Consider the following 19,611-nt stretch of genomic DNA (forward strand, 5'->3'; position numbering starts at 1 on the left):
AGTACGGCCGTGATCATCCATGCTGCGAGCGCAACAGCGGCACGTCGCGGCCATGTAGCGATTAGTGCCTTCATATCGTGCCCCCGACCTTCAGATAGAACTGACCTTCTCGTTCATTCGTGATGGCGTCCGGCATCTTGCCTTCGCTGCTCTCCGCATGTACCCATTCATGCATCGGAAGTTCGTCAAATTTTCCGCGCACAAAGTACTCTGTGTATTTCTTGTTCGGGTTGTCGTCGGGAATACCGTCTCCCATCCGCCAATCGGCTTCAATCCGTAGCGCTTTCATTTGCTCGGGCGTCAGATAGCAAACCCCGATCGCCACGTCGTACGCAAGTGCCTTTTCGGCGTGCTCCGGATTGGTCATCGTCGTGGAATGGTTCGTCGGGCTGTTGGTCGAGCCACGATCGAGCCAATCCACAATCTGTCTATCGCGCCATTCCTTGTAACCCTCCGGCATTTCGCTCTTGCCGTCCTCGCCGATCACGTGGCCGTCGCCATCGAGCCATTCCATATTCAGCGTGCGCCGCGCCTCCATCCGCATCAGCGCACGGTCCTCGTAACGCTGTCCGGCTTCGCTCTCTGCCGTCCCTTGCGCGACACTGTCCGCGTTCTTCGCCTCGTACTGATCGTAAGGATCGTCCGCGCGCTTGTCTGCCTCGCTCTTGCTTGCGTCGCGCCATGCGGCCAGCGGATCGTTGCCTTCGTTGAAGTCGCTCACCGCCGCGCCGTCCGTCGTTTTGACCGGTTTGCCGAATCGCTTCGCTTTCGGCGGAAATGGCTCGTCAAGTGGCGGGGCGTCCGCCACGACGGTCCATCCCTGTGGCGGATTGGCATTCACGCGGAACATGTTCAACGCCGAGCTGAACCCGGTCACGACGAACATGAGCGGCGCAGTCGCCAGTGTCGCCGCCACTCCCCAGATGGTTTCATTCCCTTTGAGCGCACCGATGAGATTGAACTTGGCAGGTGGCGAAGGCGGATACCAGAATCCCGACGTCGTTCCCTTTTTGCCATGCCGCCAGTCATCTTCCCAATACTGATAGCGCTCCTGCACGCCAACCTGGAAGCCGGAGGCAAAGACGCGCTGCGTCAGCACGCCGGGGACGTTGATATCGTTCAGCTCGTTCTCGTCGATGCCGCGCCAGCCGATGCCTTGAACCGTGACCGCCGAAATCACCTGGTCGTGTGGACAGCAATACGCGGTGACGCGACCATATGTCGATCCGTTCAGGCCGTGGCGAGCCCGATCCTCTTGTGCCGCATAGGACCGCTTGCTGGTCGGTGATACCCGTTCGTTGGCCATGTCTTCATCGATCTTGCCGGCGGGCAGTTCGTAGGCTTTGCGCGTGCCGATGATCGACAGAAACTTACCGAACGTTTTCGTGCGGGCGGCGTAGGTCTGCCGTCCGCGACGACCGCTGCCGTCCCTGGTCGCGCGTTGCGACCAGGTATCCATGAACGTATCGGATGGATTCGGGCCGTCCGCGCGCGCAAGGCTGTACGGCGCATTCGCCAGTACGTAGGCATCCGCCACGCACTGCCCGCTACGTCCCCACGGATCTTCGACATCGGGCAGCGCATCGCCGAAAAACGCCGCCGTCAGGCCCACGATGTTGCCCTGGCTATGGCATACGACGGTGATCGGCACGTCGGCCTGCATGCGACGAATCGATTCGATCAGCCTCGCCAGGCGCAACGCCGCGAGCACGCCATATGCGCGGGGCGGCGCGCGATACAGCGGCCGGTTGGTCGGGTTGATCCCCTGGACGGTCAACCACCCGGCCGCGCGGTCGTCGAGGCCGCCGTGCCAGAGATCGGGCAGGCTCGCGCAGCCGTTCGTGAACGGGCCGCCGCCCCAATAGTCCTTCTCGTTCAGGAAGATCTTGTCGCCATACTCTTTCAACTCAGCGGCGGTTGCCCGATAGCCCCATCGGAAGTGAATGACGGGCGAGAAGGACGGATCAGACTTGATGTAGTTGCCGGACCAAAGCTTCGGATTCAAAAACCCGTCCGGCGTCACGCTTTCCGTGTACTTCGCCGGCACCAATTGCCCGGCGTCGATGCCGTGATACATCAATTGATCATCCAGCCGCCCGAGCCGGCGATTCAGGCCATCGCACAGCCCCTGCTCGGCGGCTTCGAACCATTCGCCTTCGGAGTTCACGCCATGGACGAAGATGACGACACCAGGCAACGGCATTTGCTTGATGCAGATCAGCCGGGTGTCTTTCGTCCACATCGAGACGCCGTCGCTCCGACCGACGACGATCTGAGGTGGCTCCGGGCGCGGCGTAGCCGCGTCGGACACGTCGCCCGTCGCGGCGTGCTCGTCGGTGCGTGCGTCCTCTTCCGGCCGAGGATCGAGAGATGAATCAGTCATCCGGACTCCTGCGCTTGCGTTAAACATTCTTCTTGGTGAACTGCACCGTCAGCCTCTCGAACCGGTCGGTATCGACCGCCGGCAGTTCCCCGGCCGTGTCGGTCGTCATGTTCGACAGCGTTCCCGATGCCTTTCGAATCTGTCCTTCGAACCCCGGCGCCGCGTTACCGTCCGTTGGGCGAATCAGCTTCGGGACGCGGCCGAGCGGACTTTGATCGAATGTCGGCAGGTCGACGCTCATGCTGGCGGGGCCGTCCCACGCATGACCATTGGATTTCACGGTGAACTTGCCGGGGCAACCCAGTTCGATATCGCTGCCACGCAGCTTGAGATACGCGCCGCCGGATGTGACGAATACGACTTCGTCGCTCGCCGTGCCGGCCAGCTTGCCGCCGGCCGCGGTCAACTGGATGTTTTTGCCGGACTCGATTTGCGTGTCGTCGTGCTGCGATTGAAGGGCCACTTTCCCGTGGTTAGCAATCGACGATATGCCGTCGCCGTGCGCGAACATCGCGACGCCATGCCCGGCATGCAGATTGATTCGCTCGCCGCTCGTGATTTGCATGTGTTGCTGCGCGATCTGATCGATGTTCTCGCCCGCATACATGACGTGCGTTTTCGGCGTGACGTTGAGCGACCCCGCTTGGGCACCGAACGCCATGAACGCGGAGGCGTCGTCGGTGGCGCCAGATTCCGACCCGTCAGGTTTCCAGTGACGGAATGCGTTGGCGATGTTGTCCTGGCCGGCCGTGTCGGCGGATTGCCCGCCATGCTGGCCAGCGTGATCGCCGAGCGACTTGAACAGCGCTGTGCATTGATCGAGCAAATGGATCAGCTCATCGCGATCGAGCTGACCACCGGTTGCGTGCGAACGCGCATAGGTCGTCAACAGCATGCCTTGGGCGGCGCGCAACGCCGCAGCGGCGTCGGTGCGCAGCTCCGCGCCTTCGCCCCGATCGTCCCCGTGTCCGTCTACGCGCGGCTGCGTCAGGTAGCCGAGATTCAACTGGGTATGCGCATGTTCGCTTGCCAACTGCGCGGAGATTTGCGACGGCGTATCGTCCAGACGAAGCTGGTTGTACCGGCGGCCCTTGATCTCCCGCGTCTTGACCCCGGACACGTAGCGATTGCCCGGCAGCGCGCCGGTATTGCTGAAAGTCGCGGGCGGGTTCGCGCCGTTGCTCAACACGCCGATGATCACCAGACGGTCCGGATCGCCCGACAGGCTCCCCAGCAGGACCTCCATCCCGACACGCGGCAGGAACAGCGCACCGAAGCATTCGCCCGCGAGACTCGCCGCGACGCGAATCGGCGCGCTGTCGCCGGCCAGGCCGTTCGTGCCGGCGCCTTGCGCGTGAGCATGGTCCGCCGGATCCAGCCCGTGAATCTGCACACGCACGCGGCCGGCCTTGTCGCAGAACACCTCTTCGCCCTGCGTGCCGACGATCGTGCCGGTCAGCAGGTGAACCGGCGGCACGTCGATTGCCGGATCGTAGGCCGGCTTGAGCGGCACACCGCGTTGCACGCACGTGAAACTGTTCTCGTAGCGCGTATCAGTTGAACCCGATGCATCGGGCGGCGGGACGATCGGCGTCAGGTTGCGGCTTGCCGCGAATAGCCCGCTTGCGCGGCCCGACAGGTCTTTCGGCAGGTTGTTCCAGATGGCGTGTCGAATCGACGTGACGACGAACCGACGACGATCGATCGACTTCATATCCAGTTCGGGGTCGCCCGTCAGCGTGAATCCGTGCCCCACCAGCATGTCGCGCACGGTGCCGATGCCTTCGAAGCGCGCGGCCGCGAACTGATGGGCCAGCATCCGGTCGTGCGCGATGCGCGCGTGATCGTTCCACGAGTCGCCGACGTGCGGGATGTCGACGGCGACGTCGGTCAGCAGGCGCGCAAGATCGTTCCCCGACTCGCCCTGGTCGAGGCCGGTGATGGCCTCGAAGTCGTCCATACGAGCGGTCTTGTAATCCCACGACGGGCGGCGGACCTTGCCGGGCGACAGGCTCTGGTCGTACGCAAAGAGGGTGACGGTGTCACGTTGCTCGACGCCGGCGTCGCGCGGATGAAGGCGGACGGTGCCGGCGGGTGCGTCCGGCAGACGATGCGGATCGTCGCAGAACACGAGCGTGTGAATCGGCCGCTCATCGGTCACGCCGCGCCTGCCGTCGACCGGGGCGGCCTTCGCGAAGACCGTGATGCCTTCGCGGCGCAGCAGACGCCGGATGAAGCGTGCGTCGGATTCATTGACTTGCCGCGTCAGCTCGCGTGCCGGATACCGATCGGCCCGCAATGCCGACAGGTCGAAATCGAATGCTCGCGCGAGTGCGGCGCTACGCTGTTTCCACTCGTTCATCAGCGTCGCCAGAATGTCCGGCACGCCGCGCGAGCGGAACAGGCGGGCGTTCGTGCGACGGTCCATCAGCGACAGGGCGTCGCATACGTGCAGCTGATAGACGGTCAGCTCGCCGTCGGATTGACCGGCTCGCACTTCACGCACGATCGCGTTGATCGCCTGGATGTTGCCCCGATCGGTCGTCAGCCGGACCGATACGGGCAAACCGAGAAACAGCGCAGGCGGCAGATGATCGTAGGTCGACACGCAGGTCAGTTGCCCTTCGATGCCCGACATCAGCCCCTCGCGGATATCGGCGTGATGGAGCGCCAGCAGATGTCCGACCGCGCGTTGCGCCTGCCCGAAATGAAGGGAGACTGGACGCTTGTTCAGGTCGACCAGACCCGACGCAAAGTTTCTCAAAGTTGCTGCTATCGACATAACGACAATCTCGTTATTTTTTGTTCCGGATTCGGATGGATTCGAATCCGCCTCTCAGGTGGCAATGCGACGGCGCTTGGAATTTCGGTGCGAAGAATAACAAGCTATTTCTATCTTTAAGAAATATTTTTATTTTGAGATGGGAAATTATTGCTTTTGAAACAATGGTTAATGTTTGCGTGGGTTGGGCGGTGTCTTTGTTTAGATATGAATATGCCGAGGCGATTATTGTGGGTTTGTATTTGTCGTGCCTCGTTTTCCATATGGTCGAAATAGGGGCTTTTTTGTCAGGACATGATTGAATTGGAAGTTGGAAATTAGGAATTGTCCCGACTCAAAATGAGCAGCGTTACGTCACATCGATTGAAACCCGTGCGAGCACGCTTGTGCACTGGCGCGTGATGTGTACGCCCGCCGATCGGATGCCGGAGAAAGCATCTTTCAACATACAAATTCGCCGCCGGATCGCTCGGCTGCGCAGGTGAATGGCGGACTGGATTCGGACGAATTCCGCGAGCCAGGTGATGCCGCGCGATGCGTTTGCGAATGCTCGATGAGTGCCGTTGCCTGCTTTCCGTCAGTTGTTGTCGCCACGGCAACACGGTAGTGTTGTGTTGGCCATTGACGTGCCGCCGGGCCGACAAGGAACCTAAGACGACGCGTGCCGGCATCGTCGAATTTCGAACGGCGGATGCGTTGCCGATCATTCCAGCCTATAGTGCTCGTCGTTGATCGATCTGGACGCAATCGGGAGTTCGTCGTGTTTCACCGGAAATTCAAATTGGGGTGTTCGCGCTTCGCGTGCATCGTCGCCTTGACGACGATGCTGGCGCCCGTCGCGGCGCATGCAGAGGGGAAGGGCGGCGACGGCTCGACGCACGTCGCGTCGGCTGTCGATCACGACACGGCCCCGGCACGACCGATTGTCGGCGACGATCCGGTTGCCATCCGGGATGCGCTGCAGAAGGTGCACGCCAGCACGCTTGCACCTTCGTTGCGCGACCGGGTTCGCGGCGCGGTCGCCGGTGCCGCCGGCCGGCACGGCCCGACGAATCCCGACCTGGCGGCCGTCGGTCTGGATCGTGACGTGACGTTCGTGGTGCCGGTGCGGTACGGGCTGAGATACCGGTCGCGGCGGCAGCTGCTGACGCTGGATGTCGACCTGTTCGATGCGGAGCGCGACGGCCGGGCAGGCATCCTGCTCAGCAAGGTGACGAAGGGGCCGCGCGGGCGCGGGCTCGTGATCGCACCGGAAGCGAAGGCGAAAGGGTACGTCCAGCACGTCGACATCATCGAGCTCGAGACCGGGCAAGGCAAAAAGACCACGGTTCGGAGCCGCATGCGGCTTTCGCCCGCCGAGTACGCGCAAACGCATGGCGACTTCGCACTGGTTTTTTCCGGGCGGCTGGTTCGGCCTTACTTGAGCGAACAAACCGAACATGCCGATCCGAGTATCGAGGAGCCGACGGACATTTCGACGCGGATCTCCACGTTGCACATGGATCTCCGTGACATCTGGCTGGTGAGTCCGTCGAGCGGCGTCGTGGTGTCGAAGAAGCTGCGGTTGTCGAAGTAACGGGGTTCGGCGGGCGCGTCATGCAGGCGCGCGGAGAGGCCTTGGACGATATTTTTCCTGGTAAGTGAGCGGTAAGTCGACTGGTCCTACAGTAGCCCCCGTTTCGACCGTCGACTCCAGGAAAACGATTGTGAAAATTGCCTCTCGCCGCGCCCGCCCGCTATGGCTGATTGCCGCTTCATTCGCACTTTCATCTGTTTCCGCGTGGGCGGACGACGGCATGAGCCCGCCCGATCCCGATAACTCAGGGCTGACCATACTCAACAACGCGACGAACGTCACGCATTGGGGATTGGGCGCGGGCGTCGGCATCGAACCGTCGGCCTACAAGGGCGACGGCACCCGCGTATTGCCTTTTCCTCTGGTCTACTTCGACAACAAATGGGTGCAGGCCATCGGCACCACGGTCGATCTGAAAATAGGCAACTGGAGCGGTGTCAGTGTCGCGCTGCGTGGCCAGTTCTCGCTGTTCGACGGATACAGTGGCTCGGACGCCCCGATCCTGAACGGCATGGAAAAGCGCAAGGGCGCGTTATGGTACGGGCCTGCACTGTCATGGAGCACCGGCCTCGGCACGTTGTCGGGTAGCTTCCTGCTCGGCGGAAACAAGGGCGCACGCGCGAAAATCGGCTTCGAGAAGGCGTTCTCGTCGGGCGCATTCTCGATCACGCCGCATGTCGGCGCTGAATGGCTGAGCAACAAATACGTCGACTACTATTACGGCGTGCGACCATCGGAAGCACGTGCGTGGCGTGCCGCCTACAGCGCGGGTTCGGCCGTGAACGTGTCGGCCGGCACCCGTTTCGACTACCGGCCGACGAAGCAGCAGACGATTTTTCTGGACGTGGGCGTGTCGCGTCTCGGCGACGGGATCACCGACAGTCCGCTCGTCGGCAGGCGGTTCGTTCCCGACGCCCGGATCGGCTACATGTATCGGTTCAAGTGAGTGCGAGCATGCCAAGAGTGGCGATTGTCGAGGATCACGAGCGCCTGGCCGGCCTGTTGTCTCAGGCCCTGGCCGCGGCGGGAATCGAATCCGATCGGTTTGGCAATACCCGGGAAGCCGCTTACGGTATCGACCGGGCCGATTACGCACTGCTGATCGTCGACCGCGGATTGCCCGACGGAGACGGCCTGACGTTCCTGCGCACGCTGCGCGCGGCGGGCCGCATGATGCCTTGCCTGATGCTGACGGCACGCGACGCGTTGCATGACCGCATCGACGGACTCGAAAGCGGCGCCGACGACTATGTGACCAAGCCGTTCGAAATGAGCGAACTCGTCGCCCGCGTACGCACGCTGATGCGTCGTCCGGCGCTGCTCACGACGCTCGTCGCATCGTTCGCGGATGTGACCGTGGACCCGCCGCAACGCGCGATGCGCTGTGGCGACCGGACGGTGCTGCTGGCGCCGGCCGAGTTGCAGGTCATGCTGTGCCTGATCGAAGCCGCGGGCCGGACCGTCCGGCATGCGGTACTCGAGCATGCCGCATGGGGGTTCGCGGAGGCGGTCACGCCGAACGCGCTCGAGGTGACCGTGCACCGCTTGCGCAAGAAGCTGACGGCGATCGGCGCTACGATGCGGCTCACCAATATCCGCGGCGCCGGCTTCGCGCTGCGGGACGCGTGACGATGCTTCGCCGCGTTTCGCCCGTTGCCGCGCTCTGGTAAAAGGACGCCATGTTTCGTCATTGGATCCTGCGCCTGTCGACGCGTCTGTGGGTGACCAACGTCGCCGCGTTCGCCGTCAGCCTCGCGCTGCTGTCCGCGCTTTCCGTCTATTTTCTGGATCGATATCCCGACTTCCTGGGAAGGCGCCAGCAGATGGAGAGCATCCGTCATATCGTGGACGGGATGCGTTTCGATGCGGCCGGGCGCCCGGCATCCGTGCGATTGGGCGAGCATCCGGCGGTGATATTCCGGCTCTTGCCGGCCGACGTGAAGTATCGCGTGCTCGATGCGACGGGGAAGGTGTTGCTGGCGTCGGCGCCTTCGAGCGACGATCGACCGTGGCTGACGGAGGACCTCGCGACGGTGGCCGGCAAGGTGCTGCCCGCCACGATCGACGGCAAGGCGTACGCGGTCGCGACGCAGCGCGCGCTGAACGGGAGTGTCGTCTATTACGTGCAGGTGGCGCACAGCAGGCAACTCGTCGATGCGCTCGTCAGGACGCGGATCGATCCGATACCGAAGACCATCGCTTATGTGCTGGTCATTGCAACCATCATTTTCGGACTGACGCTGCCGTTGACGATCGGTCACGTGCTGAAGCCGTTGCGGGAGGTATCGCGTGCCGCGCGGGAAATCGAGCCGCGCAACCTGAAGACGCGGCTGTCGTCTGCCGGGATTCCCAGCGAGATCAAGCCGCTGATCGATGCGTTCAACGATGCGCTGACCCGGCTCGAGAATGGCTTCGCGGTTCAGCAGCAGTTTCTGGCCGACGCCGCGCACGAGTTGCAGACGCCGCTCACGCTGGTCAGAGGGCAGATCGAGCTGCAGCCCGACATCAGCCATAAGGCGCCCTTGCTTCGCGAGATCGACTTGATGGCCCGGCAGGTGAAGCAACTGCTGCATCTGGCTGAAGTCAGCGAAGCGCAGAACTTCAGTTTCGGCGACGTGAACGGCGTCGACGTCGCGCGGGACGTCGTGAGCCTGCTGGCCGGCAAGGCCGATGCGAAGCAAGTAACGCTTCATACCGAAGCGCGCGACGCCGCGTCGCCGATACACGCGGACGGCGGGGCGCTTTTCATCCTGCTCAAGAACATTCTCGAGAATGCGATCAATGCGTCGCCGTCGGGTGGTGTTGTCGTGCTGACCGTGCTCGAGACGGCGATTCATGTTGAAGATGAAGGGCCCGGTATTCGGCGGGAACATCTGCCGCTGCTTTTCGACCGATACTGGCGGGCGCCGGATTCGCGGTATGACGGTGCGGGCCTCGGGCTGGCAATCTGCAGGGAGATTGCCGAGGCCCATCAATGGAAGCTGACGGTCGATGTGCTGATGACGGGGACGCGGTTTAGTGTGTGGTTTTAGTCGGGGCGGTGGTCGTGCGGTGGCCGGCTCCCGCGGTAAAAGGGCTGGATCGAACGCGCCATCCGGTCGAATTGCGGCTTTTCCGGGGTGACTTGTTCGGCGTCGAATTTTCGGTATAATGAATCAACGTTCGAAATGTCGAACGTGAGAAATCAAGCATCCAGAGTCGGGTTTCCCGACGCCAACCTGCCCTCCCGGGCAAGGTGGACGCCCCTGAGGCGATGCGGCCGATCGACGGCAACGAAACGGGAGCAGCATGGCTGGCACCGGTTCGATAACCATTCATCCGGAGCAACCATGAGCCAAGTTTCCTCCGCTTCCCATCCGACGGTCTGTGAAGACTGGTCGCATTTTCTTCCCGGTTTCACGTTGACGCACACGGTTCATCTCGTTTCGAGACGGAATCCGGGCATCGTCTCGACCGCAGCGGCCGTACTTGAAGGGGAAACGGCGACGGTCGATCGGTGGGCCATCACCCGCTGTGGTGACGTGCTCGAACAAAAAATCGTGCTCGGTGAAATGACGGAAGGGCAGGCGGTCCGGCTGCGTGAGCGGCTTGCGGCGCTCGATGGCGTGCTCCGGACGAGAGTGGAGCATCATTTCGTTCGGGCGAGGGCGGCCTGACATGTGTCGGAGAGCGGCCGCCAGGCGATGGATTCTCCCGTCCCGTGCTGACGCACACGTCATTCGCGAATCGAAGCGGCTTGCTCAAGTGGCTTCAGCATTCGGCGCTGCTCAAATTTTGGCGTTACGCAACCTCAGCGCGTTCGAGATCACCGATGCGGAACTCAAGCTCATTGCAAGCGCGGCAATCATCGGCGACAGCAGCAGCCCAGTGAACGGGTAAAGTACGCCAGCCGCCAGCGGAACCCCGAGCGCGTTGTAAACGAATGCGAAGCCAAGATTCTGCTTCATGTTCGCGACGGTTGCCTCGGACAGCTGTCGGGCACGCGCGATACCGCGCAAGTCGCCCTTGACGAGCGTCACCTGAGCGCTGCTCATTGCCACATCCGTGCCTGTTCCCATGGCCACGCCGACATCGGCCCTGGCGAGTGCGGGAGCGTCGTTTATGCCGTCGCCGGCCATCGCGACGACATGCCGGGCTTGCTGAAGCTTCGTCACGAGATCGAGCTTGTCGGCAGGCTTCACCTCGCCATGGAATTCGTCGATGCCGAGTTTCTCGGCTACGGCCTTGGCGGTGACCACACCATCACCGGTCGCCATCACGACTCGAATACCGTTCTCCCTCAATGTCGAAAGCGCTTCCGGCGTGGTCACCTTTATCGGGTCGGCGACGGACAGCAGTCCGGCCAAACTGCCATCGACCGCCAAATACATGACGCTCGCACCCTGCGCTCGGAGGCCGTCCGCTTCCTTGGCCAGCGATTCGACGGATATGGCGTCGGTCTGCATCAGCGCGGTATTGCCAAGTGCAAGTCTCCTGCCAGCGACGATTCCTCTCACGCCGATACCTGTCGCGGATTCGAAGTTTTCCGTGCGGTCCAACGTCAGCTTCTTTTCACGGGCTGCCACAACGATGGCTGCGGCAAGCGGATGCTCGCTACCTTGGTCGAGACTCGCCGCCAGACGAAGGACTTCGTCGGTCGTATATCCGTTGGCGCCCACAGCTCGATCGAACGCTGGACGCCCCTCGGTCAGCGTCCCCGTCTTGTCGACAATGAGTACGTCGACCTTGCGTAGATTTTCAATCGCAGCCGCGTCGCGAAAGAGAATCCCGGTAGCGGCGCCTTTCCCGCTCGCGACCATGATGGACATTGGCGTCGCAAGGCCCAGCGCGCATGGACACGCAATGATGAGCACCGCCACCGCATTGATGAGACCGAACACCCAGCTGGGCTCCGGCCCAAAGATGCCCCACACGAAGAACGTCAGAAGAGCGGCACTGACGACCCCGACGACAAACACGCCGGCGACTTTGTCGGCCATGCGCTGCATGGGGGCTCGGGACCGCTGCGCCTGCGCGACCATCTGCACGATTTGCGACAGGACAGTTTGGGAGCCGACCTTTTCCGAGCGAATGACGAGGCTGCCAGTCGCATTCATCGTTGCGCCAATGACGCGGTCACCAACGCGTTTGGTGACGGGAATGGGCTCGCCGGTAATCATGGACTCGTCGAGCGAACTCGAGCCGTCAGTCACCACACCGTCCGCTGGGACTTTCTCGCCGGGCCGCACGCGAAGCAGGTCTCCCGCATGTACATGGGACAACGGAATGTCTTCTTCGGAACCATCCGGGTTGATGCGTCGCGCAGTCTTGGGCGCGAGCCCGAGGAGTGCCTTGATCGCGGCGGACGTTTGCGATCGGGCCTTCAGTTCGAGCAACTGTCCGAGAAGCGTCAGCGAAATGATGACTGACGCCGCCTCGAAATACACGCTGACCCGGCCGTGCGTACTGTACGTTTCAGGAAACACGCCGGGAAAGAGGGTAGCGATGACACTGTAGATATAGGCCGCGCCTGTCCCAAGCCCGATAAGCGTCCACATGTTGGGGCTGCGGTTCATGAATGAGCGCGCGCATCGCGTGAAAAACGGCAGGCCTGCCCACAAGACGACCGGCGTCGACAGAATGAACTCAGCCCAGCTCTCGCTGCGGACATCCATCAATTCGAGACGATGGCCGAACATCGCCAGGACGAAGACGACGACGGTCAGTGGCAACGTCCGCCAGAATCGACGTCGGAAATCGACTAGTTCCGGGTTTTCGCCTTCGTCGACGCTGGGCAGAATCGGTTCCAGTGTCATGCCGCACTTCGGACATTGCCCAGGATGGTCCTGGCGAATTTCCGGATGCATCGGGCACGTGTAGATGGTGCCCCCGGGAACTGCTTGCGGTTGCTCAATGGTCGAGGGCCCGACGTACTTGGACGGCGCAGCTTGGAATTTCGCCAGGCAAGCCGCGCTGCAGAACGTGTACCACCTGGCATCGTATTCGCAGCGGAAGCGTGACGGATCGGTCACCGTCATGCCGCAGACGGGGTCGCGAAGCGAATCCGTGCGGCGCACATGTTCGCCCTGGCCCTCATGGTGATGAGCATGCGCGTCAGGCCCATGCCCGGTGGAAGCGGCGTGCTGGTCCGTGTCACGGGCGTGATGTCCGTCCGATGACACGTGTTCGGAAATCCGGGGGTGATAAAGCTTCTCTTCGTCGGGTTGGCCACTCATTGGACGCTCCTTTGCTCACCCGTTTCGTTTACTGAGACTGGCCGATACGTCGGTCGCGTACGCTTCGACGTGTTGAACGACAGCGCGGGAGCAACGTTCATTCCACGTTTTTTCCGCTCCAGGGACAAGGGTAGGCGTACGGAATTGCGTCAGTTTGGTCCACTCATGCGGTTGTGTAACCAAGCGAAGAAGGCGCCGGCTGCAAAGAACCATACCGCGAACACAAAGGCCGGGTAGACGACAAACCACCAGGACGATGGCTCGCCCGTCTGGAGGCGCCGGAAATCGAGTCCGTGAAAAAGCGCGTTCATGAAGTTCATGAACGGTTCGGGAAGCGCCATCCATACGAGGGTGCACAGGACATAGAAGAGCACAACCGTGGCTGAGAGCGTCACGCCAGTCTTGAAGGGCTTCATGGCAGTCCCCTTATCCCGGAAGAGCGCGATCGAGTTCGGCAGCAGCGCCCGCTACGGGGCAGTCGCCTGAAATCAATGTACTCGAGCCGGGCGTTTTCCAAACAGGTTCGGCACAAAGCGCGGCGTGTGCGCCGCGTATTCACGCCACGCAGCGCCGAACCGTGCCTCGGAATCACGCTCCTCTTGTATCGCTAGTCGAACGTACATGAAAACCAGAATGGGAAACATCGCCAAGGTCACGAGCGTGGGCCATTGGAGCAGGAAGCCCAGCATGATGACGACGAATCCGACGTACTGAGGATGCCGGATTTTCGCGTAGGGTCCGGTGGTGGCCAACTCCTTGCCGCGCTGAGCTTCATACAGTACGTGCCACGCCGTGGACAACAAGTAGAAACCGCCGAGTATCAAGAAGAAACTGAGAAGGTGTGGAAGTCCGCCATGCGGGTCGCCGTGTCTGCCGGTCAAGGTCCACCAGAGGTGCCCCGCGTCGTGCGACAGCAAATTTGCTTGCGGAAAGCGCGTCTGCAACCAACCCGATAGCAAATAGATAGTGAGCGGAAACCCGTACATTTCCGCGAACAGCGCGACGATGAAGGCGGAGAATCCGCCGAACGTGCGCCAGTCCCGCTTGGTTGCCGGCTTGAAGAAGCTGAACGCGAAGATGATGAAGACGAGAGAATTGATAGCGACGAGGCTCCATAGTCCGTAGCCGTCACCGATGCTGGTCATGGCCGTCTCCCGGATCAGGACGCCCGCGGGCCGATTTCGCCCCATGGTGCCCGTGCCCATGGTGCATGAACAGATGCATCAGCGGGCACGAGAGCAACAGCAGATAGGGCAACACCCCAAGGAAGTGGGCGCGGTGTTCGGAGAGCAGGAGGAATAGCGCTATTGCAGCGAACGCTACGAGTGCAATGGCCGACCGTGATTTCCAGAACGGCCGACCATCATGCGAGTTGTCATCCACGGCTATCTCCCATTTCGTGGCGTCTCACTTCTCGGCGGGATGCTCGCGAGCAGCCTGCCGGTCCATCATTGCCTGCATCATCATCTGCATCATGTCCATGCGCGTTTCCATACTCCCCTGCCGCGACGACATCGGCATGCCGGACGAGTGAGCACTCATCATCTCCATCATGCTCATGCCGTTTTGCATGATTTTCATTTGCTCGTCCATCAGCGCAGCGCGTTCCTCGGGCGTCTTCGCGTTCATCATCTTTTCGTGCATGACGCGCATGGTTTGCATTTGGTCGTCCGCCTCGCGGTTTGACTTAGTCGGCGCTTTTGCGGTTGCTTTATCTGGGTGATGGGCATCGTGAGCCGCATTGCCGGTGGCCGTCGGCGTACCAGCGATTGCAACGGCACTCATCATGCCAAGCGTCGCAATGGCGATGGCGAATTTTTTCGGGAATGCCATCTTGTCCTCCTTGAGCATGGTTTTCGATAGCCGGTCGAACCCTGAAACCACTCTATGCTGACGCCCCGTCAATGGCTTGACGTGGCTCAACGAATCACGCACCGAATTCTTCATACCTGGCACGCCGTGGCGGGGACGTGCGGGCGGTATCGGGTATCGCTCCGGGCACGCTCGACGACACGGCGGTGACGTGCATCCACGCTGCGACTGCGTGGCTACTTACGATAGGCAGTGCCCCGGCGGGCGGCGGAATGCCGGGGAATACCGGACGGAGGCGCGTCCGGGACTTCTGAAATGCACGTCAGCACAATATGCTGATGTCGATTGATTCTGCTTACGAGCAGGGAAATTGCATTTACGTGAGCATTTTTTTATAAGAAACAATGATTTACAGTAGTGCTCTGCCGCGCCACCGCTGGCCTACTGTTTGCAGAGCATATGGGGATGCGACGGAGGCGCAGTGTTCAACAGTTCTCCTTACGCGAGATGGAGCTTAGCGCCCAGCACGGGAAGGAGATTCTATTCCGTTGTTCTGGCCCAGCGCCCGCGGGGCCATGTGGCAACGCGGATTAGAAGCGTTTACGCCTGTATGCGCGCCGTCAAGGTGTTAGCTAGCCTGCCAGACCTCGAACCAGGAGTCGGTGCGGTTCTTCAGGCACGCAGGACAGAAGCGCGGCGATGCCTTGATTCGAGGACGTACTTGGCTGCAATTGCTATGATGGGAGGCTTGCATGAGGGGCGGCTGCTAGTGGTCTGCCAGCGGAATCCGAAATCAGCGAACGCGTATGTTGCAACGCCAACATGGCCTCAATCTGTCAAGGTCAAGCGCTTCCTCGAGTAGTCATTGGCGGAGATGACTGACGTTGCCCACAGCACTGAGTGGCTCGACCCAGATGTCAATCGATTTGGTCATGAGCTTCGCAGCTTCCGGAATTTGGTTCATCCTTATGAGCAAATGGCGTCCGTAGCCAAGCCGGACAAAGACACCTATGACATCTCATGGCTTGCCGCCGAGGCCCCCGCGACTGACTTGGCACGGGCAATTCAGAAAATGCAGTCGTAGCAGAATATCAACGAACGGGTATGGCAAAACCAAGAAAGAGGAAGACCACGGCACCGGGACAGGCTTACGGATACGTTGTTCAGATAGTGAGGGTAATGTGGCACCTTCTTCGTGCCGGCCCCGGTGACATCGTCGCATTCGAAACGTTGGGGGACGTCTCCGTCGAGAGCGGTAGTACCGTCGTTTCGGAGGAAGACAAGAGCGGGCTTGCGCACAATCCGATAGCAGACGGTTCCAGCGCATTGTGGAAGACGTTCGCAAACTGGGCGGATGCGCGACGTAATGGAGACCTCCCGGCCGCCTCCAAATACATCCTGTATGTCGCGCAGCAGCACGAAGGACAAATCGTGCAGAGGCTGAACGATTGCAATTCACCAGCTGCTGCAACGGAGCTTGTTCAAGAGTTGCGTAAGCGGTTGGCGCCAGCGGATGCGCAAGAAGGCGACGCTGAAGACAAGGCATCGCTGAAGGCTCAATTGCGTCGCTTGTTCTCTCACAGCGATGGCGCCATAGCTGCCATCGTCCTCGACTTCGCCCTTGAGATTGCTACTGCGTCTCCATTCGATGAGGTCCGAGCTGAAATCGCGCGGAGTACAAGCGACGATAGCGTGGACTTGGTTACCGAACAGCTACTGGGATGGGTTAAGCGTCAACTGATGAAGCATATTGAAGCTCACACACCTGCGCGGGTATCGTATGACGATTTCAGACGGCAGCGGCTCGCCGTCTTGCGACGCGTCGATAGGAATCTGACCAGCTTTCCAGAGTGTGAAGCCGAGCCGACCAGGGCAGAAATCGAGGCTCAGCTCGTCGGTCGACGCTATGTTCACCAATTGAATCTTCTCAATCTTGACGAAGATGACCTAGAGCAACACATCAGCGACTACCTCCGCGCGTCGACTGCACGCACCGAGTGGAGTGCCTCGGGGTATCTCGATAGAGAAGGTCTTCGCAAATATAAAAAAGAGCTCGAGTACCACTGGCGGCTCTGTCGAATGGCTGTCAAGTTTTCCGATACCGCGACATCCCCTATCAATCGCGGTGTACAGCTCTTGTTTCAATGTATGGCGAAGGACCCGGCGGAAATTCAATCTCTCAAGGTGCCGCAGTATTTTTCTCGTGGTAGCTATCACGCGATGGCGGACGAACCTCGTATAGGTTGGCATCCTGAATGGAAGAAACTTCTCAACGTAGAGGTCACGCGAGGGGATGATGATGCTGATTGATGAAGTCGAGGAGATTCAGAACCCCGGCCTCGGCGCGGCGCTTATTTGGCGATTTGCCTGCGGATACGCGGCTGAGGTGAGGCAGGATGCTGCACCGATTGCGTACGCCTTCTTGGTCATTCCGCTGCTCTTCAACAAGAAAATTCTGGAAACTGTCGTAAAGACAAAAAAGGGATTGCGAAAGGTCGAGGAGAAGCTGCGCGCGGAGCAGTCGATACTAGCGACGTCACAGGACAGTGCACTGGCGATGAGGGGACTCTCCCAAGAGGCCATCGCCTTGGCTCTGAGCACTGGCCTTATTTCGGTCGACCCCGACCGTGCAACGTTCCAACCGCGAAGCACCAGCAGTCCTGCCCCACAAGGTGAGGGGGCAACTCGAATTCTCCAAGCTGCGGAGCGATTGGGCCACTGGGCTAGTCAGGTATCGCTTCGCGAGTTTTGCTTCGTTTTCCATTTGGAGCTTTGAATTGAAGCTGCAGGTCGTTGAAATCGTATTGTGGCCTCGCAAGGGCGGTTTTGAGCCGCGGCGAGTGCCGTTCGCCCTTAACTCAGCCAACGTTATCACTGGGGCGTCTAAGACGGGCAAGTCATCGATTATTCCCATCATCGACTACTGCCTTGCATCTGACCGCTGTTCGATTCCTGTCGGACTCATCCGCCAGACCGTTTCGTGGTTTGGCATTGTGGTGCAGACCGATGAAGGGCAGAAGCTGCTTGCGCGACCGGAGCCCGGCAAGCAACCGAGCTCCGGGGAGATGTACCTCGCTGAGGCAGAGAAGATAAGCGTTCCGCCTGTCATCTCGGAAGGCAACACAACGGTAAAGCAGGTGAAGACCATGCTTGACCGCGTCGCGCAGCTTACCAATCTCGGTACCGATGCGGACAATCAGGGTAGCGGATACTCTGGCCGCCCAAGCTTCCGAGACTTGATGGCGTTTTGCTTCCAACCGCAGAACGTCGTGGCGAACCCGGATGTGCTCTTCTATCGGGCCGATACGACAGAATATCGCGAGAAGCTTCGGGCCATTTTCCCGTATGTGCTCGGAGCAACAACGCCGGAAAGTCTTGAGAAGCGATGGGAGCTCGACTGCCTCAAACGCGAGTTGCGCGTCAAGCAGAGGGAGGTCGACGCCTACGCAAAAGCATCGGCGACATGGCGTGCCAATCTTGAAAATTGGGTGCGTGAAGCGTATGAGCTTGGCCTGATTGACAAGGAGGCCCTGAAAAGCAAGGACGAAGCACATGTTCTCTCGATACTCTCAAAGCTAGTGGAATCCGAGGTCCCGGAGAAGCCTATCTCGGCTGATGCGCTCGAGGACTCGGCTATCGAGTATGCTGAGTTGCAGAAAGAGGAGTCGTCACTGAACGGCGAACTCGCGGAAGTGCGACATAGGCTAACCCGTCTGTCAGAGCTGAAGGGCTCGGTCAGTCAGTATGAGATTTCGCTCGGGACGAGAAAGGACCGTCTGTCACTTTCTCGATGGCTGCGCAATCAGGCCCAAGATGTCAGCGAGTCAACCTGCCCTATATGCGCGCAGTCGTTGAAGTCGCATTCGGCGACGGTCGACGCCATGTGCGATGCGCTTGCGGTCGTCGAATCAGATGCGCGACGTGTTTCGAGAGCGCCATCCGTGTTCGACCGCGACTGGGTGGTGCTCAATGACAAAATGCGTGAACTCACCGACAAGCTGAATGCGGTAAGCGTACGTCGCAAAGGTATTGAGCAACGCAGCGCAAAAGCCAAGCAACAGAGACTCGCAACCAATCAGGTAGCGCGCTACCTAGGAGCGCTGGAGCAAGCGCTCGTGGTCTACTACGGAAGGGAAAATCCAGGCGCCGCGAAGGCGCTTGAGGAAATCGCTGGTCGCATCCAGAGCCTTCAATCTGAACTCTCGAAAGAGAACTATGAGGCGAAACTTGCAAGCGTATTGAAGCGACTGAAGAAATCGATGGAGAAGCTCGCGTCTAAGCTCGATGCGGAGGACCCGGACGCTTCGGTCAATCTCGACATCAAAGAGTTGACCGTCAGGGTAGGTGATGCCAGTGGGCGCAGCGACTTCCTCTGGCAGTTGGGGAGTGGTGCGAATTGGCTTACCTACCATGTGGCCGCCACTCTTGCCTTGCATGCGTTATTCCTTAGGCTGACCAACTCGCCGGTCCCAGGGCTGCTCGCTTTCGACCAGCCGAGTCAGGTTTACTTCCCGCGAAAACTCGCCAGCAAGCGCGGGGACTTGGACCCGAAGATTGACGACGACGAAGATGCAGAGGCGGTGAGACGGTTCTTCAAAGTATTTGGAATGGCAACTGCTACCTTCAAGGGGGATTTCCAAATTATCGTGGTTGACCACGCGAGCCGCGACATTTGGGGCGGCCTGGAGGGCATTAACCCCGTCGAGGAGTGGAGGAACGGCAAAAAGCTGGTTCCCCTTGCATGGATTGAGGCGATGAGATTGGATGGCTCTGCGATAGCAGACGAGTGATTGTCGTCTCGGGTTTGTCGTGTTATATTTAGTTCGACTCGCGGATAGATTTT

15 protein-coding genes and 1 riboswitch are annotated in these 19,611 nt (G+C 60.4%); of the genes, 8 read left to right on the forward strand and 7 right to left on the reverse strand.

The genetic code is table 11. The features are described 5' to 3' along the window. Window positions 1–70: 70 nt before the first annotated feature. Together CFB81_RS16860 and CFB81_RS16865 are read right to left on the reverse strand one after the other, a co-directional pair. A complete protein-coding gene (locus CFB81_RS16860) occupies window positions 71–2,383 on the reverse strand; it encodes a hypothetical protein (RefSeq protein WP_373452650.1) in 2,313 nt (770 codons plus the stop codon). Between the two features lie 19 nt (window positions 2,384–2,402). Beyond that, the gene (locus CFB81_RS16865) at window positions 2,403–5,165 is read right to left on the reverse strand and encodes a type VI secretion system Vgr family protein (protein ID WP_089435911.1); all 2,763 of its coding nucleotides are present in this window, start codon (window positions 5,163–5,165) and stop codon (window positions 2,403–2,405) included. Window positions 5,166–5,925: 760 nt separating this feature from the next. On the opposite strand from CFB81_RS16865, the gene CFB81_RS16870 reads away from it, so the two are divergent. The 5 genes from CFB81_RS16870 (at window position 5,926) to CFB81_RS36135 (ending at window position 10,397) form a co-directional block, all read left to right on the forward strand. After that, window positions 5,926–6,741: a hypothetical protein gene (locus CFB81_RS16870; RefSeq protein ID WP_069618996.1), complete on the forward strand. Its 816-nt coding sequence runs from the start codon at window positions 5,926–5,928 to the stop codon at window positions 6,739–6,741. A gap of 130 nt (window positions 6,742–6,871) precedes the next feature. After that, the gene (locus tag CFB81_RS16875; protein ID WP_089435912.1) at window positions 6,872–7,687 is read left to right on the forward strand and encodes a MipA/OmpV family protein; all 816 of its coding nucleotides are present in this window, start codon (window positions 6,872–6,874) and stop codon (window positions 7,685–7,687) included. A gap of 8 nt (window positions 7,688–7,695) precedes the next feature. After that, entirely contained in the window at window positions 7,696–8,370 is a 675-nt protein-coding gene (locus CFB81_RS16880) for a response regulator transcription factor (protein ID WP_069618994.1), read from the forward strand. A gap of 50 nt (window positions 8,371–8,420) precedes the next feature. Beyond that, on the forward strand, window positions 8,421–9,773 hold the full coding sequence (locus CFB81_RS16885; RefSeq protein ID WP_089435913.1) for an ATP-binding protein: 1,353 nt from the start codon (window positions 8,421–8,423) through the stop codon (window positions 9,771–9,773). A 151-nt stretch (window positions 9,774–9,924) separates the two neighbouring features. Beyond that, window positions 9,925–10,028: riboswitch (SAM-I-IV-variant riboswitch) on the forward strand. A 42-nt stretch (window positions 10,029–10,070) separates the two neighbouring features. Next, window positions 10,071–10,397, forward strand: a complete 327-nt coding sequence (locus tag CFB81_RS36135) for a hypothetical protein (RefSeq protein ID WP_179235986.1) — start codon at window positions 10,071–10,073, stop codon at window positions 10,395–10,397. Window positions 10,398–10,508: 111 nt separating this feature from the next. On the opposite strand, the gene CFB81_RS16895 is transcribed toward CFB81_RS36135, so the two are convergent. From CFB81_RS16895 to CFB81_RS16915, 5 genes are all read right to left on the reverse strand, one after another. Then, window positions 10,509–12,956: a heavy metal translocating P-type ATPase gene (locus tag CFB81_RS16895; RefSeq protein ID WP_089435915.1), complete on the reverse strand. Its 2,448-nt coding sequence runs from the start codon at window positions 12,954–12,956 to the stop codon at window positions 10,509–10,511. 149 nt (window positions 12,957–13,105) lie between these two features. Beyond that, window positions 13,106–13,372: a DUF5676 family membrane protein gene (locus CFB81_RS16900; RefSeq protein WP_069618990.1), complete on the reverse strand. Its 267-nt coding sequence runs from the start codon at window positions 13,370–13,372 to the stop codon at window positions 13,106–13,108. Window positions 13,373–13,444: 72 nt separating this feature from the next. Continuing rightward, complete coding sequence (locus tag CFB81_RS16905; RefSeq protein WP_089435916.1) at window positions 13,445–14,101, reverse strand: isoprenylcysteine carboxylmethyltransferase family protein; 657 nt, start codon at window positions 14,099–14,101, stop codon at window positions 13,445–13,447. After that, a complete protein-coding gene (locus CFB81_RS16910) occupies window positions 14,085–14,339 on the reverse strand; it encodes a DUF2933 domain-containing protein (RefSeq protein WP_084044288.1) in 255 nt (84 codons plus the stop codon). Before CFB81_RS16910 ends, CFB81_RS16905 begins: the two co-directional genes overlap by 17 nt. A gap of 24 nt (window positions 14,340–14,363) precedes the next feature. Further along, window positions 14,364–14,903, reverse strand: a complete 540-nt coding sequence (locus CFB81_RS16915; protein WP_256976210.1) for a hypothetical protein — start codon at window positions 14,901–14,903, stop codon at window positions 14,364–14,366. A 1,044-nt stretch (window positions 14,904–15,947) separates the two neighbouring features. Here CFB81_RS16915 and CFB81_RS16920 point away from each other — a divergent pair. Genes CFB81_RS16920 through CFB81_RS16930 form a run of 3 tightly spaced genes read left to right on the forward strand, consistent with a single transcriptional unit; the run spans window position 15,948 to window position 19,558 of the window. Then, entirely contained in the window at window positions 15,948–17,078 is a 1,131-nt protein-coding gene (locus CFB81_RS16920) for an ABC-three component system protein (RefSeq protein ID WP_089435917.1), read from the forward strand. Beyond that, window positions 17,062–17,544: a three component ABC system middle component gene (locus CFB81_RS16925; protein ID WP_069263386.1), complete on the forward strand. Its 483-nt coding sequence runs from the start codon at window positions 17,062–17,064 to the stop codon at window positions 17,542–17,544. Before CFB81_RS16920 ends, CFB81_RS16925 begins: the two co-directional genes overlap by 17 nt. Window position 17,545: 1 nt before the next feature. Next, window positions 17,546–19,558 carry a DUF3732 domain-containing protein gene (locus CFB81_RS16930; protein WP_089435918.1) on the forward strand — a complete coding sequence of 671 codons (2,013 nt, stop codon included), beginning with the start codon at window positions 17,546–17,548 and terminating at the stop codon, window positions 19,556–19,558. Window positions 19,559–19,611: the final 53 nt, after the last annotated feature.

It is taken from the genome of Burkholderia sp. AU28863 (genome assembly GCF_002223195.1).
Taxonomy (GTDB): Bacteria; Pseudomonadota; Gammaproteobacteria; order Burkholderiales; family Burkholderiaceae; genus Burkholderia; species Burkholderia sola.

Coding starts and splice junctions, on each gene's coding strand:
- CFB81_RS16885 (WP_089435913.1), top strand. CDS start 8,421: ATGTTTCGTCATTGGATCCTGCGCCTGTCGACGCGTCTGTGGGTGACC.
- CFB81_RS16880 (WP_069618994.1), top strand. CDS start 7,696: ATGCCAAGAGTGGCGATTGTCGAGGATCACGAGCGCCTGGCCGGCCTG.
- CFB81_RS16860 (WP_373452650.1), bottom strand. CDS start 2,383: ATGACTGATTCATCTCTCGATCCTCGGCCGGAAGAGGACGCACGCACC.
- CFB81_RS16920 (WP_089435917.1), top strand. CDS start 15,948: ATGTGGCACCTTCTTCGTGCCGGCCCCGGTGACATCGTCGCATTCGAA.
- CFB81_RS16865 (WP_089435911.1), bottom strand. CDS start 5,165: ATGTCGATAGCAGCAACTTTGAGAAACTTTGCGTCGGGTCTGGTCGAC.
- CFB81_RS16925 (WP_069263386.1), top strand. CDS start 17,062: ATGATGATGCTGATTGATGAAGTCGAGGAGATTCAGAACCCCGGCCTC.
- CFB81_RS16915 (WP_256976210.1), bottom strand. CDS start 14,903: ATGAAGAATTCGGTGCGTGATTCGTTGAGCCACGTCAAGCCATTGACG.
- CFB81_RS36135 (WP_179235986.1), top strand. CDS start 10,071: ATGAGCCAAGTTTCCTCCGCTTCCCATCCGACGGTCTGTGAAGACTGG.
- CFB81_RS16895 (WP_089435915.1), bottom strand. CDS start 12,956: ATGAGTGGCCAACCCGACGAAGAGAAGCTTTATCACCCCCGGATTTCC.
- CFB81_RS16900 (WP_069618990.1), bottom strand. CDS start 13,372: ATGAAGCCCTTCAAGACTGGCGTGACGCTCTCAGCCACGGTTGTGCTC.
- CFB81_RS16905 (WP_089435916.1), bottom strand. CDS start 14,101: ATGACCAGCATCGGTGACGGCTACGGACTATGGAGCCTCGTCGCTATC.